This is a genomic window from Enterococcus sp. C76 (genome assembly GCF_040886985.1).
In the GTDB taxonomy this organism is placed as follows: Bacteria; Bacillota; Bacilli; order Lactobacillales; family Enterococcaceae; genus Enterococcus_B; species Enterococcus_B lactis.
In genome coordinates, this window is record NZ_JBFOEY010000001.1 from 427,825 (window position 1) to 445,269 (window position 17,445).

Consider the following 17,445-nt stretch of genomic DNA (forward strand, 5'->3'; position numbering starts at 1 on the left):
AAAAGTATGAAAGCAAATATAAAATGGTTAGATGATCCACAAGTTTTTAGAGTGAACCAATCGAATGCGCATAGCGATCATGTTTGCTATGCAACAAGGGAAGAAGTAGAAACCACATCCTCCCTTAAACAGTCTTTAAATGGAACATGGCGTTTTTGTTATTCACCAAATCCTTCGGTACGTCCAAAAACATTTTATAAAAATGATTTTGATGCCTGTTCTTTTGATGAAATCACTGTTCCTAGTCATATTGAATTAGCAAATTATGACAAGATCCATTACATCAATACGATGTATCCGTGGGAGGGACATGTATTTCGCCGTCCCCCTTTCACGACAAGCCCTGAGAAAGAGACGGAAGGGATATTTTCAACTGCTAAAGACAATCCGGTGGGGTCGTATTTGACGACTTTTCGATTAGAAGAAAGTCTAAAGGGAAAACAAATCTCGATTCATTTTGCTGGTGTAGAACAAGCAATGTTCCTTTGGTTGAATGGCCATTTTATCGGGTATGCCGAAGATTCGTTCACTCCGTCTGAATTTGATTTAACACCTTATTTGGAAGAAGAAAATATTCTAGCTGTGGAGGTTTACAAAAGAAGTACAGCTGCATTCTTGGAAGATCAGGACTTTTTCCGATTTTTTGGAATCTTCAGAGATGTCTACTTAGTTGCTCGAGGACAAAACCATTTAGAAGATCTTTGGATCAAACCTCGCTTAGATGACAAATGTCAAAATGGCAAACTTGAAGTAGATTTGTCTTTTGAACAAGTAGCCAAAAACAGTCAGCTGAATGTAGCGATACTAGATCCTGAGGGAAAGGAAATCTATCAACAGCAATATCCGTTAAAAGAGCAAATGACGATTCGGATCGATGGATTTGAAAACGTGGCACTGTGGGGGCATTTTCAGCCCAATTTATATAAGCTTGAATTGGAGACGATAGACGAAGAAAAAAGAGTAACGGAATATATTGACTATTCCTTCGGTTTTCGTAAAATCGAAATCAAAGATAAAATCATCTATTTCAATGGAAAACGAATGATCATCAACGGAGTAAATCGACATGAATGGCATCCGAAAAAAGGACGCGCCATCACTATAGAAGATATGGAAAAAGATTTGGCTATCATAAAAAATGCAAAGATCAACGGCGTACGGACATCTCATTACCCCAACCAGATCACTTGGTATTATTTATGCGACCAAGCAGGCATCCATGTGATGGCGGAAACGAACCTCGAATCCCATGGCTCATGGCAAAAAATGGGTGCATTTGAGCCTTCTTACAACGTGCCAGGTGCAGTACCTCAGTGGCAGGCTGCTGTTCTTGATCGGGCAAAAACGAATTTCGAAACATTAAAAAACCATCCAAGCATTCTTTTTTGGTCTCTTGGAAATGAATCCTATGCGGAAGAAAACATTCGACAAATGAACGATTACTTCAAAAAAGTAGACCCCGATCGACTCGTCCATTATGAAGGGAATTTTCCAAATCCAGCATTCGAAGATTCGATTTCAGATGTAAAAAGCTGCATGTATGCGCCACCAGAAGAGATCGTTGACTACCTTGAAAATAAAGCGGAAAAACCGTTCATCTTATGTGAATACATGCATGACATGGGGAATTCGTTAGGTGGAATGGATTCTTACATGACGTTGCTTGATCGTTATGAAATGTACCAAGGAGGCTATATATGGGATTTTAAAGATCAGGCGATCCAAGTGACTGATCCAATCACTGGTCGAGAAGTGATGCGCTATGGCGGTGACTTTGACGATAAACCAAGTGACTATGAATTCTCAGGGAATGGGATCGTTTTTGCAGATGGACAAGAAAAACCCGCCATGCAGGAGGTAAGATATTATTATGAAAAATACACTAAATAAAAGTCATATGGATACGGAAAAAGTTGCAATCGTCTTCGGCGACTGTACATTAGGTGTCAAATCGGGGAATACGCATTATATTTTTTCTTACACAAGAGGCGGACTGGAGTCGCTGAATAAAAACGGAAAAGAATGGCTATACCGGGAAACACTTCCAGTTTTTTGGCGGGCAACGACCGATAATGACAGAGGTAGTGGATTTGGATTTAAATCTGGTATGTGGTTAGGAGCCGGATTGTATCCAAAAGTCAAAGAAATAGAAGTACTGGTGGACGATAAAAAGATCGATTTGCCGATTGCTCCAGTAAATAATCAATATTCAAGTAATGAATACGCTGGAACGGTTGAAATCATTTTTACACTGGAAATCAACACAGTACCAAAAACACAAGTGACAATTTCCTACCAAATCGCTGGAGAGGGTAAAATGCTTGTTAAGATGCATTATGTTGGACAAAAAGGGTTGCCGGAATTACCAGCATTGGGTATAAGGTTCATTATGCCAACAAAAGCAAAATTCTTTGAGTATGAAGGTTTATCAGGGGAAACATATCCGGATCGGCTGGCTGGTGGTATCGAAGGTATTTATAAAGTGGAAGGACTCCCTATCCCTCCATACCTTGTTCCCCAAGAATGCGGTATGCATATGGAAACGAAATGGCTAGAACTGACAAGAAATCAAACATTGGATAATACAGACAAAGATCAAGAAGACTTTTCGTTGCGATTTGAACAGCAGGATACGCCATTTGCTTTTTCCGCTTTACCATTCAAAGCAGAAGAACTGGAACAGGCGACACATATAGAAGAACTACCGCCAGAAAGACGAACAGTTCTTACGATTTTTGCAAAAGTAAGAGGAGTCGGGGGTATCAATAGCTGGGGAGCGGATGTTGAGTCACCTTATCGCATCAGTGGCGAAGAGGACCATGAAATCAGCTTTATTATCCAGTAGCGATCTTTAGATGATTATTTGAAAAACAGAGTTTACAAGAGGAAGCTGCTTTATTCTATACGTCATGAACAAGAGAGCAAAAAATTTCTCAAAGTCTTTTGTTCATGACTGTTTTCTTCAATAAAACCAATTGTTATTTTTCTGAAAAGCAAAGTTAACTATCAGAAAATTAAAAAAAGTTTCATAAAAATGATTGACAGTCGATTTTTTTATGTCTATACTAGGTACAATTCTTACATCAGTTTGGAGCGATTTTTTATGAAATCTAGAAAACTTACAAAACTGAATACGTATTACTTTAGCTATTTTAGATAGGTTTGTATTCATGACTTCGTGGGTACAAACAAACCAAGTTTGTATCTATGATGGCTAAAGATTTTTAAACACGACTTACAGCCACGTAGAGAAATTCATCTATAGTGGCTATTTTATATTTTTGCAGCGCTTTTTAAGGCTCGTTGAAGATGTTCACTGTAGAGGTAATTTCCTACAGGAACATCTTTTTTTGTTGATTATTCGGTTCATAAGTAGGAAAGAAGGAGCGAAAATGAGAACAACAGGACACGGTCGTTTAGTAGGGATTTATGTAAAACCACCTTGAAAAAGTAGAGAAAATCAGCCAAGATAGATAAGTAAACAAAAGAAAGCGGGAAAAACAATGATAGTAATTATGAAAAAAGAAGCAACGGAAGAACAAGTAAAAAAAGTCGTCGATCATATCGAAAAAGAAGGATTCAAAGTCTCAATCGATCAAGGAACAGAACGAGTAGTGATTGGACTAAAAGGAGATACGCGAAGTTTACAAGAAGGAGCATTTACACGCTACGAAGGAGTAGAAAATGCTGTGCGTATTTTAAACACATACAAATTGACTTCTCGAGAATTCCATCCTGGCAATACAGTCGTGGATGTAGACGGAGTAAAAATCGGTGACGGCAGTTTTGTGACGATGGCTGGTCCTTGTTCTATCGAAGGATTAGACCAAATCAGAGAATGTGCGCGGATGGCCAAAGCCGGGGGCGCAAAAATTCTGCGAGGTGGTGCCTTCAAACCACGTACTTCTCCATATGCTTTCCAAGGTTTAGAAGAAGAAGGATTGAAATACATCCGTCAAGCGGCTGATGAATTTGGGATGAAAGTGATTACTGAAGTGATGGATGAAGGGCATATCGACATGGTGGCTGAGTACAGCGATATCCTACAGATTGGCGCACGTAATATGCAAAATTTCAAACTGCTATCTGCTGTCGGTAAAACAGGTAAACCTGTTGGATTGAAACGTGGGATTTCTGGTACGATCAATGAATGGCTTAATGCTGCAGAATACATTGCAGTCGAAGACAAATCTCCTGTCATTTTTATCGAACGTGGGATTCGGACTTACGAAACAGCTACACGTAATACGTTTGATTTAAGTGCTGTCCCATTGATGAAAAAATTAACTCATTTCCCTGTGATCGTTGATCCAAGTCATGGTACAGGTATTTGGGATCTTGTACCACCAATGGCCCGTGCGGGTGTGGCAAGCGGAGCAGATGGCATGATCGTAGAGATCCATCCTGATCCTGCAAATGCTTGGTCAGACGGTCCCCAATCGTTGAATGAAAAGACTTACTCACGCATGATGAAAGAAGTGACGATCATGAAAGAAGCAATGGAAAAGATTCAAACACTCGATTAATGCTAGCTTTTTAAAAGAAAGAAGTGAAACGAATGCTTACTGTACATGTTGATAACCAGAAATACGATATTCATATTGAAGAAGGTGCACTAGAACAGACTGGATCATGGCTTCAAACGATTTGGAAGCCTCAAAAAGTAGCTGTGATCACTGATACCAACGTTGCTCCACTGTATGCGGAAAAAATCATGTTCCAATTGAGACAAGCTGATTTTGAACCAGTCCTTTCAATCGTACCGGCGGGTGAGACCAGTAAATCTTTGGAACAAGCAGCTGAGTTATACGATTTTTTGGCAGATAATGATTTTACCCGCAGCGATGGAATACTTGCACTTGGTGGAGGAATGGTGGGTGATCTAGCCGCATTCGTGGCCTCGACGTTCATGCGTGGGATCCATTTCGTTCAACTTCCGACTACGTTACTTGCACAAGTAGATTCTAGTATCGGCGGGAAGACAGCAGTCAATACAAACAAAGCGAAGAACCTTGTCGGAACATTTAGCCAGCCAGCTGGCGTATTGATTGATCCTGAGGTTCTAAAGACTTTGCCGGTCCGTCGTTTACGAGAAGGGATCGCTGAAATCATCAAATCAGCAGCTATAGCAGATGCAATGCTTTGGCAACAGCTGAATGAGCTGAAAGACGAAAAAGATCTTCTAGAGCATGCTGTTCCAATCATTACTGCTACGTTGAAAATCAAGCGAAAAGTAGTGGAAGAAGATGTCTTTGACCAAGGAAATCGACTTATTTTAAATTTTGGTCATACAATTGGCCATGCAATTGAAAATACAGCAGGATATGGGGTAGTCAGTCACGGAGAAGGAGTAGCTATTGGAATGGTAGCCATCACTTCTCATGCAGAAAAAATCGGCTTGTCTCCAACTGGATCGACAGCTGCATTAGAAAGGATACTCCAAAAATTCCACCTGCCGTTTACTTACGATCTAAGTCATTCAGAGGAATTATTCCACGCGATAACCCATGATAAGAAAGCAAGAGGAAGCCAATTGAATATCATCTTACTAGAAAAGATTGGGCAAGCAAAAATCGTACCTGTTCCCACAGAGACATTCAAAGATTACTTAGGAGGACTGTAAGATGCGTTATATGACTGCGGGAGAATCCCATGGACCAGAATTAACAGCGATTATTGAAGGACTACCAGCAGGGTTACCTCTATCAGAAGAAGAAATCAATCACGAACTCGCTCGCAGACAAACTGGTTACGGCAGAGGAGGAAGGATGAAGATCGAAAAAGACCGTGTTCGTATCACGTCTGGCATCCGTCACGGCAAAACAATTGGTTCACCTGTCACTTTAGTAGTAGAAAATAAAGATTGGAAAAATTGGACAACTGTCATGTCTGTAGCAGAAGTACCTGAAAAAGACCAATCACTGCGGCGAGTTGCACGTCCGCGTCCAGGACACGCGGATTTGGTAGGCGGTATGAAATACCATCATCGAGATCTTCGGAATGTGCTTGAACGGTCCTCTGCAAGAGAGACGACCATGCGTGTAGCAATCGGCGCAATTGCCAAGAAAATTCTGGAAGAACTTGACATCATCGTAGCCGGACACGTGATTTGTCTTGGTGGAATCCAAGCAGAAATACCTGGAAATATCTCCATTCAAGAAATCAAAGAAATTTCTGAAGCATCAGAAGTACGGGTTGTTGATTCAGCAGTCGAGCAAAGAATAAAAGAACTGATCGATCAGACAAAGAAAAATGGAGACACGATCGGAGGAATTGTAGAAGTGCTCGTTGGAGGCGTTCCAGCTGGATTAGGAAGCTATGTACAATGGGACACGAAGCTAGATGCCAAAATCGCGCAAGCTGTGGTTAGTATCAATGCCTTTAAAGGAGTAGAATTTGGCGTCGGATTCACTGCTGGATCATTACCAGGATCAGAAGTGATGGATGAGATCTTATGGGAAAAAGAACGAGGCTACTTCCGACGTACTAATAATCTAGGCGGCTTCGAAGGCGGAATGACCAATGGCGAACCACTTATTATCCGCGGGGTCATGAAACCCATCCCTACATTGTACAAGCCACTTCAAAGTGTTGATATCGATACAAAAGAACCTTACAAAGCAAGTGTAGAACGTTCGGATAGTACAGCAGTTCCTGCAGCTAGTGTCGTTGCGGAAAATGTTGTAGCCACTGTGGTAGCGACAGAGCTATTGTCAAAATTCCCAAGTGATTCGCTTGTTGAGTTGAAAGCTGCAGTGAAGGAGTACCGTGACTACTTGAAACATTACTAAAAAGGGGGCAAATAAGATGGCACAACATGTTTTTATCGTGGGGCTTGGACTGATTGGTGCTTCTATGGCACTTTGTATTCGTCAGACCAATCCAGAACTGATAGTAGTTGGTTGGGATAGTCAGTCAAAAACCCGTGAGCAAGCAGTAGAACAGCAGATCGTTGATTACGTTGCAAATGATTTTGAAACAGGTGCAGAACAAGCAGACGTTATCTTATTAGCCGTTCCCGTCCGTACAACCTTAGCCTATCTTGATGTCCTTGAAAGAATCAACTTGTCTGATCACGTCATCATTACGGATGTCAGCAGTACGAAGCAGCAAGTCGTGACATCCGCTGAGCAGAAAAATCTTCGGTTTGTTGGTGGACATCCAATGGCTGGTTCTCACAAATCAGGTATACAGGCAGCAGATGCTAAACTATTTGAAAATGCCTATTACATCTTTACACCTTTGGAAAAGACGAAAAAAGATGTTGAAAAACTGCAAGAACTATTTTGCGGAACCAAAGCAAAATATGTGACTCTTACAGCAGAAGAACATGACCGTATAACAGGAATGCTAAGTCATTTTCCACATATTCTGGCAGCTGGTTTAGTCAATCAGGCAGAACAATTCAATCAAGAATATCCGCGAGCCAAACAACTGGCAGCAGGAGGCTTTCGAGATATCACTAGGATCGCTTCCTCGGATCCTGTCATGTGGACAGATATTTTGTTGAGCAATAAGCAGATATTATTGGAACGATTGGCAGATTGGCAACAAGAAATGACACAAATAGCAGAATGGATCATGACTGAGAACCAATCGGAAATCTTTTCTTTTTTCAATCGGGCAAAAGAAAGTCGAGACCAGTTGCCTGTCCATAAGCAAGGCGCGATCCCTGCCTTTTTTGATTTATTTATCGATGTGCCAGATGAGCCTGGCGTTATTGCAGAAGTAACTGGACTGATTGGAAAAGCGGGAGTTTCTTTGATCAATTTGAAGATCCAAGAGACGCGAGAAGATATTTTAGGGATACTGCAAATCAGTTTCAAAAATCAACAGGATTTGTTACAAGCAAAAAGAACCATTATATCTAATACCAGTTATCATTGCTGGATCAAATAGGAGGCTGGATAAATGCGATTATTACAACAAATACATGGATTAAGAGGGACTGTTAGGATACCAGCAGATAAATCGATTTCTCATCGCAGCATCATGTTTGGAGCAATTGCTGAGGGAACGACGACTATACAAAATTTTTTGCGCGCAGAAGATTGTCTGAGTACTTTACATGCCTTCCAACAATTAGGCGTCGAGATCGAAGAAGAGGAAGAGGTAATCAAGATTCATGGTCGCGGTAGCCACTCCTTTGTCCAACCAACTGCACCCATCGACATGGGAAACTCCGGTACGACGAGTCGTTTATTGATGGGTATTTTGGCTGGACAGCCTTTTACAACGACTCTGTTCGGTGATGCTTCGTTGTCTAAACGTCCAATGGGGCGAGTGATGGAGCCTTTACGCGAGATGGGTGCTGACTTGCAAGGAAATGAAAATGATCAGTATCTACCAATCACTGTGACAGGAGCCCGCTCTTTATCACCTATCCGATACAATATGCCTGTAGCTAGTGCACAGGTCAAATCTGCTTTGCTGTTTGCGGCACTACAAGCAGAAGGTACATCCGTAATCGTTGAGAAAGAACGTTCCCGTAACCATACGGAAGAAATGATTCGTCAATTTGGTGGAAGGATCACAGTGGAAGATAAAACAATCATGGTGACAGGACCGCAAAAATTAACCGGTCAGCAGATAACTGTTCCAGGTGATATTTCATCAGCTGCATTCTTTCTAGCAGCAGGACTTCTTGTTCCGGAAAGCCAGCTGTTGTTAAAAAATGTCGGGGTCAATCCAACAAGGACCGGTATCTTAGATGTGCTGGAGGAGATGGGCGCAGCGATTACCCAGACGAATCACAATGAACAGAACCAATCGGCTGATTTAAGTGTCAAGACGAGTCATTTGAAGAAAGCGACGATTGGTGGAGAAATCATTCCGCGTCTGATTGATGAACTGCCCATTCTAGCTTTAGTGGCTACTCAAGCAGAAGGAGTCACGATCATCGAAGACGCAGAAGAATTAAAAGTAAAAGAAACCAACAGAATTGATGCGGTGGCAGAAGAATTGCAAAAAATGGGGGCAAAGATAAAAGCAACAGCAGACGGTTTGATCATCCATGGACCAACACCTCTGCATGGCGCAAAAGTTTCCAGCAGAGGCGATCATCGAATCGGGATGATGCTGCAAGTAGCTGCTCTGATAGCTGATGGACCTTGCGAACTAGAAGGAGCCGAAGCCGTTTCAATCTCTTATCCGACATTTTTCGACGATTTAGCAGAACTTGTGTCAGGAGGAGAAGCTCATGGCTAGCATTTTGCTGATTGGTTTCATGGGCGCTGGAAAAACAACGATCGGTAAAGGGTTAGCTCAACGTTTACAAAAAGAGTATGTAGATTTAGATACAAAGATTGAGGAACATATCCAATTGTCGATTGCCGAATATTTCCACTATTACGGTGAAAACAGCTTTCGAAAAGTGGAGTCAAAGGTTTTAAGAAAGCTGTCAAATGAAGATAAAATTATCGCGACTGGTGGAGGAATCGTCCAATGTGCTGCCAATCGGCAATTTTTACAAACGCAGCCAATTGTTCTTTACTTAGAGGCAGAAGCAGACTGTCTAATCGATCGTATCCAACAAGATAAAACGTCTATTCGACCGTTAGCTCTTGGAAAAACAAGAGAAGAAATAAAAGCCTTATTGGCACAACGACTTTCCTGGTATGAAGAGAGCGCGACACATCGAATCAACACGACCAATCAAACACCAGAAAAGATCATCGATACCATTATAGAAAGGATCAAAAGCATATGAATGTCAGCTATCTAGGGCCAGAAAGTTCGTTCACTTATCAGGCGGCTTGCCAGCTATTTCCTACAGAACAATTGACTGCGTATGCTTCGATCCCTGCTTGTTTGCGCGCGTTGTTTCGCAAACAGGTCGATCTGGCTGTCGTTCCTGTAGAGAATTCATTGGAAGGATCTGTTCATCACACAATCGATCTTCTTTCCAAACATCCAGAAGTCGAAGTTAAAAGTGAAATCGTTCTTCCTATCAAGCAGCAGCTTTTAGGCAATGCAGCAACAAAGATTACAAAAATCCTTTCTCATCCCCAAGCACTAGCACAATCACAACAGTTTTTAGAAACGCATTACCCTAATGTTCCTTTAGTAGCAACAGAATCAACAACTGCTGCAGCAATGTATGTAGCAGAACATCCGAAAGAAGACGCAGCAGCGATTGCTTCATTAGAAACAGCACAGCATGTTGGATTGGAGATCTTAGCTGAGAATATCCAAGATAATGAGTTGAACCAGACACGTTTTTGGATCGTCGGTGACCGAAAGATGACCAGCCAGCAGTCAGCTCCAGTAAAAATGAGTGTCATCTTGACCCTACCTGCTAATCGGCCAGGGATGCTTCATAAAATGCTGGCAGCTTTTGGCTGGCGGGAGATCAACTTAAGTAAGATTGAATCCCGACCATTGAAAACTAGCTTGGGAGAATATTTTTTCGTAATCGATTTGTTATTGGACCGCCCAATGGCATTAGTAGAGAATGCGCTCCAAGAAATCAAGATGCTCGGAGGAAAAAGTCAAATATTAGGCTGTTATCCAGTATTGACAGTAGAATAGACGCGTAGATGAAAGTCAAGAACACTGATTGATTTAACTTAAAAATAAAAAAATCAGCGCTTGGCTATTCTTTATTTTTAATATTCTGATTGGTTTTTAAGAAGAAGCGGGAGACAAATCGTTACAGTCGTTCCTGTCCCAATCACTGATTGGATCGTTAAGCCATATGCATCTCCATACATTAGGCGTATCCGCTCATCTACATGGCTGATGCCGATTCCTGAAAAATGATCATTTTTTTGTTTGGTATTTTCAGTATCGAAGCCATCGCCGTTATCAATCACTTCGAATAAAAGAAGCTGATTTTTTGTTTTGCCGTACACCGTGATGAATCCTTGCGTTTTATTGTGAAAAGCATGAAGATAGGCGTTTTCGATAATTGGTTGAAGGATCATATTCGGCATAGATAATGTCTGCAGTTCATCAGGAATCATTATTTTAGCCGAGATTCTTTCGCCATATCGCATACTCAAAAGATCGATGTAACTTTGTACGCTTTTGATTTCTTCCTTGACTGGAATCACTTCTTCTTTTTTTCCAATCGTACTTCTTAGTAAAGTAATGAAACTGTCGATTCCTTGAACTGCTTCATCTGTTTTTTGCTGCCAAATCAAAAATTTCAAGCTAGTCAGCGTATTATAAATAAAATGGGGCTGTATCTGTGCTTGCATAGTCTGGATTTCAAGCGAACGTTTCTTCTTTTCGTCTTGGATCGTCTGTTCATAATGATGCTGCGCATTACTTAGCAATTGATTGATCGTATTCCCTAGCAATTGGACTTCATGGCTTCCTTGCACAGGAACAGTAGCTTTTAAGCCATCTTCCTCTAGCCATTTTAGCGAATCAATCAAGCGGTAGATCGATTTTGTGTGTCGATCCAAATACATAAATACCAATGAGCCAGCAAAAGCAAGTGTCACGATATTATACAAAATAATGGGGAAAATCACGCCCATTTGGTTAGACAAAGAATGAAGATCGACTTGACTGAGTAATGTACAATCCTGGCGGTACAGAGGAAGACGGGTCAACTGCTGTCCATTTGAAATCGTTGTTTCACCTACTGTTAGTTTTTTGAAAATCATTGATCGGCTTCCAATTGTATTTTCTTCATTTGATGCGATGATCGTCTGTTCTTCGTTCATGAAGGAGATCTTCGATATCTCAGGATTTACTACAGATTGAAAAAGATTCGCTAGTTGCTGGGATGAGATCGATAAAACAGCATATCCGTAAACGTGATTCAATGTGTTTTTCAGTTTTTTGACAAAGAAGACGCTGGGCGCTTTCTTATCGCGAAGAGTCAATCCGTATTGTGCAAAAAGCATTTGTGTATCCGCAGCACGTTCATTCACTCTCTGGGCAATCGCAGATTGAAAAAAAGAATCGGCAGATACGGCAGTGAGCATATCGTTTCCGACAAAAGTTCTTCCATTTTCTCCAAAGATCAACACATCGTAATCAATCATTGGATGGATTTTTGAAAGAGAGTCATTCATTTTTTGGATCGTTCTTAGCTGCTGAAGCTGTTCCATATGTTGGACTGGACCATTGGAAAAATAGCTTTCGACAGCTGGGTTGGAATCAAAAGCGGCTAATGTATTCTCGATTGCATCATTCAAGCTTTCAAATTCAGTTTGGATCTTTTTTAGTACCACATCATTCGATTGATTGAACAGCTGGATATAGGCATCCCTTGATCGATGATAAATAAACAAAGAGATGACGATGGCCTGCAGAAAAAGACCGATGAACAAAATGAACAGAAGTTTGGTAAAGAGTTCATGCTCTTTGATTTTTTTTCTCATTTTACAAAAGTTCCTTTACGGTATTGAGAAGGTGTCATTCCTGTCTCTTCTTTAAAAACTCTGGAGAAATAACCCAGTTCGGTATAGCCGACTTTCTCACAGATTTCCGTCAAAGTAAGCCGTGTTTCCGTTAAAAAGAGCTTGGCTTTACTAATACGGACTTTTTTTAGATATTTTGAAAAGTTGATACCAAATTTTTCAGTAAAGATAGCTGAGAGATAGCTATATGAAAAATGATATTTTTCGGATAGAAGTTGTAAATTGATTTCTTTCTCATAATTTTCCTGGACGAACTCGTAGATCAAAGTCAAGATATCGAAATTGTCTTTTATTGCATTTGCAGAAAAGTGGGTGAGTTTCTCAAGTGTTTCTTTGACAAGAATAGAAAAATCTTCCAAGTACTCAGCATCGGCTAATAAAGAAGGAAGGGCGATCTTGAGCAAAGAAAGTTCTTCATTCCCAACATATTCGTCAGCCAAAGCGTTGAGTAATGCATAGAAACGATTGATTGCCTCATGTTTCAAATAAGCTGGATCAATAGGCTGTTCCAATATTGTCGTGAAGAAACCCTCAAGTTCTTTGACAGCTAAAGCGTAGTCTTTATGAACGATTTTTGTTAAATAGCTACTTGCTTGCTGCTCGTGGTTGGTTGATAACGGAAGAAGTTCATGCTGATAAGCAAGGTTCTTTCCCTTATGATAGAAACGTTGTCCTTTGGTGCAATTTCTGATTTCTTGGAATATTTCATTGATATCTTGGATTGGAAAAGAGTCAGAAACAACAAAAAAATCACCTGGAAAAACTTCTTGACGAAACTTTTGAACAAACTTCCTAAGCGTATCTTTGGAATCAGTATTGATCACATAGCCGGATTCTTCCGAAAAGGTAGAAAAGGGATAAATAGTAAACGAATCGTCGCTATCCATCAACGAATGGATGATCGACTGTTTTTGTTTAGAGCCTTGTTTTGAACTGAATGGCCGTATTTCGGTATATAACAGAAAAAACAAGGTGTGTTCAAAAAGAAGAGGGTCAAGCAATGGACGAGTTTGTCCAGCAATCTGCTGTGAAAGATTCTCGCAGATCTGCTCATAACGATCGGTGATTGGGCTTTTGTTGGGCTTTTTTTTGATTTTTTGTGAAACGGCAGTTAAGGAATTGAGAAAAAAATCAGGACTCAATCGAGGCTTTAAAAGATAATCAGCGACGCCTTCTTTAAAAGAATCTTTAACCATATCAAATTCATCATAGCTAGAGAGGATAAGGATCTGTGTTTCAGGTTGTTGCTGTTTTAATAGCCGCGATAATTCGATTCCATTTAGTTCAGGCATCATTACATCTGTGACCACGATATCGATTGCATGTGCCAAAGAAAAGTCAAGCGCTTTCAATGGGCTGGAAAAAGTTCCTATTAATTGAAACCCGTGCTCAGACCAATTGATCAACTGTTTCATTCCATCTAAAATCGTCTGTTCATCATCGATAAGAATTACGCGTATTGGCATTTTTTTACCCGCCTTAAGAATAGTCTTGTAATTTAAAAATACTTATTTCTAGGAGAAAATGCAAGGATATTTTTATTTTAAAGAAACCTCCACCCTTTCGATCTTTGGTCTAGATGCTAAGATTATTCCTTTTGTCATAGTTGATTTGTATTTTTTTATTATTTTAGGAGAAATTTTTGAAGTATCTGAATAATGAAGAAACCGTTTTCAAATTTTGGTATGATGAATGTAGCAAACATAAACAACTAATGGATGGAAAAGGAGCGGATAAAAATGAACATCAGAAAGTTAATTGCTGGAGTCGTTTGTTTAGCGGCAGCATCAGGTTTCTTAACAGGATGCGGAAGTGCTAGTAGTACAGCAGACAACGAAGAAAAAGTCACTGTCTGGGCGTGGGATGAGACATTCAATATCAAAGCAGTGAATGAAGCAAAAAAAGTTTATGAGAACGAAGAAACAGAGATAGAAGTTGTTACGATGTCTCAGGATGATATCGTTCAGAAACTGAACACCGCTTTAGCAAGCGGGAATACAGAAGGATTGCCCAATATCGTCTTGATTGAAGATTACAGGATACAAGGCTATTTGACTTCTTATCCAGATGCATTCGCTGATTTGTCTGCTATTGTAAAGGAAGATCATTTTGCACCATATAAATTTGCAGTAAACAAAGTAGGAGAAAAAATATACGGTGTTCCTTTCGATTCGGGCGTAACAGCAAACTTCTATCGTACGGATCTGATGGCTGAAGCAGGATATACTGAAGAGGATATGGAGAATCTGAGGTGGGACGAGTATATTCAAGTGGCGCGAGATGTCAAAGAAAAGACGGGAAAGAAAATCGCTGAAGTCAATCCTTCTGATCTTGGTCGAGTAAGAATGATAATGCAACAGGCGGGAGAATGGTATACGTCCAAAGATGGGGAGACAGTCACGATCCAAGACAATGCATCTTTAAAGTATGGTCTTGAATTATTTGCCACTCTTTTGAAAGAAGACTTAGTCGAACAAACTTCTGACTGGAATGCTGGAGTAACTGCGATACAATCAGGAGCAGTAGCTTCTAGCCCAACTGGCGCTTGGTATTCTTCAACGATCCAAGGAGCAGAAGACCAATCTGGAAAATGGAAGATTGCGCCAATACCTGCACTGCCAGAAAATTTACAAAAAGCGCAAGCTTCTAACCTTGGCGGAGCTGGCTGGTATGTGCTCAAAGGAGTAGCTGGAGAAGAATCAGCGAAAGATTTCCTCGAAGCAACGTTTGCATCGAATGAAGAACTGATGGGCACTCTTGCGAAAGAAATCGGACTGGTGTCTACGATGCTTAGTGCAAATGAACAAGAAGCTTATCAAGAAGCTTCAGAATTTTACAGTGGCCAAAAGGTCTTTGATGATTTTTCCAAATGGACATCAGAAATTCCAGAAGTGAATTACGGACATGAGACCTATGCAATTGAAGCAGTCGTAGCCGAAGCTCTTCATCGAATCATCAATGGAGAAGAGACAGACAAGGTACTAGCAGATACACAAAAACAAGTAGAAGCACAGTTGGCTAATTGATTGGTGATGAAAAAGCAAATTTCTTTGCTTTTTTATCAGACAACCGAAAAGACAAAAAAGATGGCGGCTGCCTTACAGACGTTGTCTTTCTTGTCTTTTCATGTAGATAATCAATGATAGAATTGGAGGGAAAAGAATGAAGCAGAAAGATTTATTCAAAAACGGGCATGCTTTTTTAATCTTGCCAGTCATTTTGATATCGGTCATGGTTTTTATTCCGATGGTTTTGGCTTTGATCACGTCTTTTCAAAGTGGTCCCCCTGTCAATATGACATTTAACGGATTAGGTAATTATCAGCGGATGCTGACAGATGCTACTTTTAAAAAAGCTTTTTTCAATACGTTCCTGTATTTACTAGTTCAAGTACCAATCATGCTGTTTCTAGCGCTTTTTATTTCCAACCTTTTAAATGATAAAAAGCTGAAATATAAAGGGTTGTTTCGAACAGCTATTTTTCTTCCGTGTATCACTTCGATGGTCAGTTATTCTCTGATCATGAAAAGTCTATTTTCTCAATCTGGCCTTGTAAACAACTTGTTGTTGGGCATTGGTATGATTGATACACCGATTGGCTGGCTGACTCATCCAATTTGGGCGAAAGTTCTGATCATTCTTTCGATCACTTGGCGTTGGACTGGATACAATATGATTTTTTTCCTTTCAGGCATGCAAAATATTGATTCGGAGATTTATGAAGCAGCATCTATTGATGGTGCTTCTAAATGGCAGCAGTTTATCAAAGTGACGATCCCGAATTTAAAACCGATCATTTTGTTTACTTCCATTACTTCGACGATCGGGACATTGCAGCTTTTTGATGAAGTACAAAATATTACTGGCGGGGGTCCAGCAAATGCAACAACCACCCTGTCTCAATACATCTATAATTTGAGTTATAAATTCACGCCTAATTTTGGATATGCGGCAGCAGTTTCCTTTGTTATTGTTGCCTTTATTGTGATATTGTCGATAATCCAAAAGAAAGTAGGAGGAGAGAGTCGATGAAAAGCATGGTAGAAAAAGAAACGATCGCACACCCCAACGTCAAAAAACAAACCTTAGGACTTCGTTCAGCAATTGGGTCAGCATTAAAGTATACAGCATTAAGCATCCTATCATTTATTTCCATTTTCCCTTTTGTATGGATGATTCTGGGAATGACGAATACACCCGTGGATATCACATCGGGAAAAATAAAGATTGGCAGTAACTTGATCATCAATTTTCAAAATTTGTTTTCCAATGAACTGAATTTTACTCGTTCCCTTTGGAATTCAGCAATGATCGCTCTAGTGACCACTGTGTTAGCATTGCTGATTTCGTCAATGGCAGGATATGGATTTGAGATTTATCAAAGCAAGCGAAAAGACTTGATTTTCAATATTCTACTGCTATCGATGATGGTTCCTTTTGCGGCATTGATGATTCCTTTGTATCGAATGTTTTCACAATTGAACGGAACGATTTTGGGAATCAATAGTTTCTTAGTTGTAATCTTACCATCTATCAGTACTGCTTTTTTGATCTTCTTCTTCCGACAAAATGTTAAATCCTTTCCAAAAGATCTAGTAGAAGCCGCTCGATTAGACGGTCTAAAAGAACTAAGTATTTTTTTTAGAGTATATATGCCGACGGCTAAAAATACCTATGCAGCGGCAGCAATCATCACATTCATGAGCAGCTGGAACAATTATTTATGGCCCTTAGTGGCTTTGCAGTCTCCTGATAAACGGACGGTTCCGCTTGTTTTATCTGCTATGGGTGCTTCCTATACACCAGACTATGGAATGATCATGGCTGGATTAGTCATTGCTACTTTACCAACTGCCATCGTATTTTTTGTTTTGCAAAAGCAATTCGTTCAAGGAATGATCGGCTCTGTAAAATAAAAAACAACAGTAAGTGCGTCCCTACAAAGTCATCTTTTCCAAGTAAAAAGATACTTTTGGGACGTGTGTTATTTTATGGCGAGAAAAATTAAATGATAACGTTTTAAATTTATACTCGAAAACTCTTTCATTTTAAGGTAAACTTAAAGAGT

General features: G+C 40.1%; 14 protein-coding genes and 1 pseudogene. 12 read left to right on the top strand and 3 right to left on the bottom strand.

Annotation, left to right across the window (positions count from 1 at the left end):
* Positions 1-6: 6 nt before the first annotated feature.
* From AB3I00_RS02080 to pheA, 9 genes are all read left to right on the top strand, one after another.
* Positions 7-1,890, top strand: coding sequence for a glycoside hydrolase family 2 TIM barrel-domain containing protein (locus AB3I00_RS02080; protein ID WP_104764552.1), 1,884 nt, complete (start codon positions 7-9; stop codon positions 1,888-1,890).
* Positions 1,871-2,845: a beta-galactosidase small subunit gene (locus tag AB3I00_RS02085; RefSeq protein WP_104764553.1), complete on the top strand. Its 975-nt coding sequence runs from the start codon at positions 1,871-1,873 to the stop codon at positions 2,843-2,845. The genes AB3I00_RS02080 and AB3I00_RS02085 overlap by 20 nt, the downstream gene beginning before the upstream one ends.
* Positions 2,846-3,503: 658 nt before the next feature.
* Positions 3,504-4,526, top strand: coding sequence for a 3-deoxy-7-phosphoheptulonate synthase (aroF, locus tag AB3I00_RS02090; protein WP_002313693.1), 1,023 nt, complete (start codon positions 3,504-3,506; stop codon positions 4,524-4,526).
* A gap of 32 nt (positions 4,527-4,558) precedes the next feature.
* Entirely contained in the window at positions 4,559-5,623 is a 1,065-nt protein-coding gene (gene aroB, locus AB3I00_RS02095; RefSeq protein WP_368024687.1) for a 3-dehydroquinate synthase, read from the top strand.
* Position 5,624: 1 nt separating this feature from the next.
* Positions 5,625-6,791 (top strand): chorismate synthase, encoded by a 1,167-nt coding sequence (gene aroC, locus AB3I00_RS02100; protein ID WP_104764554.1) that lies wholly within the window; start codon positions 5,625-5,627, stop codon positions 6,789-6,791.
* Positions 6,792-6,807: 16 nt separating this feature from the next.
* Positions 6,808-7,899 (top strand): prephenate dehydrogenase, encoded by a 1,092-nt coding sequence (locus tag AB3I00_RS02105; RefSeq protein WP_105222851.1) that lies wholly within the window; start codon positions 6,808-6,810, stop codon positions 7,897-7,899.
* 12 nt (positions 7,900-7,911) lie between these two features.
* Positions 7,912-9,207, top strand: a complete 1,296-nt coding sequence (gene aroA, locus AB3I00_RS02110) for a 3-phosphoshikimate 1-carboxyvinyltransferase (protein ID WP_368024688.1) — start codon at positions 7,912-7,914, stop codon at positions 9,205-9,207.
* Positions 9,200-9,709, top strand: a complete 510-nt coding sequence (locus tag AB3I00_RS02115; RefSeq protein WP_002329282.1) for a shikimate kinase — start codon at positions 9,200-9,202, stop codon at positions 9,707-9,709. Before aroA ends, AB3I00_RS02115 begins: the two co-directional genes overlap by 8 nt.
* Positions 9,706-10,530 carry a prephenate dehydratase gene (gene pheA / locus AB3I00_RS02120; protein WP_002329281.1) on the top strand — a complete coding sequence of 275 codons (825 nt, stop codon included), beginning with the start codon at positions 9,706-9,708 and terminating at the stop codon, positions 10,528-10,530. The genes AB3I00_RS02115 and pheA overlap by 4 nt, the downstream gene beginning before the upstream one ends.
* 77 nt (positions 10,531-10,607) lie before the next feature.
* On the opposite strand, the gene AB3I00_RS02125 is transcribed toward pheA, so the two are convergent.
* The 3 genes and pseudogenes from AB3I00_RS02125 to AB3I00_RS02135 form a co-directional block, all read right to left on the bottom strand.
* Positions 10,608-12,338, bottom strand: coding sequence for a sensor histidine kinase (locus AB3I00_RS02125; RefSeq protein WP_002348380.1), 1,731 nt, complete (start codon positions 12,336-12,338; stop codon positions 10,608-10,610).
* A complete protein-coding gene (locus tag AB3I00_RS02130; protein WP_025478110.1) occupies positions 12,335-13,264 on the bottom strand; it encodes an AraC family transcriptional regulator in 930 nt (309 codons plus the stop codon). Before AB3I00_RS02130 ends, AB3I00_RS02125 begins: the two co-directional genes overlap by 4 nt.
* A 318-nt stretch (positions 13,265-13,582) precedes the next feature.
* A pseudogene (locus AB3I00_RS02135) lies at positions 13,583-13,843 on the bottom strand (response regulator); the annotation flags it as partial.
* A 273-nt stretch (positions 13,844-14,116) separates the two neighbouring features.
* Here AB3I00_RS02135 and AB3I00_RS02140 point away from each other — a divergent pair.
* The 3 genes from AB3I00_RS02140 to AB3I00_RS02150 all read left to right on the top strand — a co-directional run bounded on the left by AB3I00_RS02140 (position 14,117) and on the right by AB3I00_RS02150 (position 17,293).
* On the top strand, positions 14,117-15,403 hold the full coding sequence (locus AB3I00_RS02140; RefSeq protein ID WP_368024689.1) for an ABC transporter substrate-binding protein: 1,287 nt from the start codon (positions 14,117-14,119) through the stop codon (positions 15,401-15,403).
* 136 nt (positions 15,404-15,539) lie between these two features.
* The gene (locus AB3I00_RS02145; RefSeq protein WP_368024690.1) at positions 15,540-16,409 is read left to right on the top strand and encodes a carbohydrate ABC transporter permease; all 870 of its coding nucleotides are present in this window, start codon (positions 15,540-15,542) and stop codon (positions 16,407-16,409) included.
* Positions 16,406-17,293, top strand: a complete 888-nt coding sequence (locus AB3I00_RS02150) for a carbohydrate ABC transporter permease (protein WP_368024691.1) — start codon at positions 16,406-16,408, stop codon at positions 17,291-17,293. Before AB3I00_RS02145 ends, AB3I00_RS02150 begins: the two co-directional genes overlap by 4 nt.
* Positions 17,294-17,445: the final 152 nt, after the last annotated feature.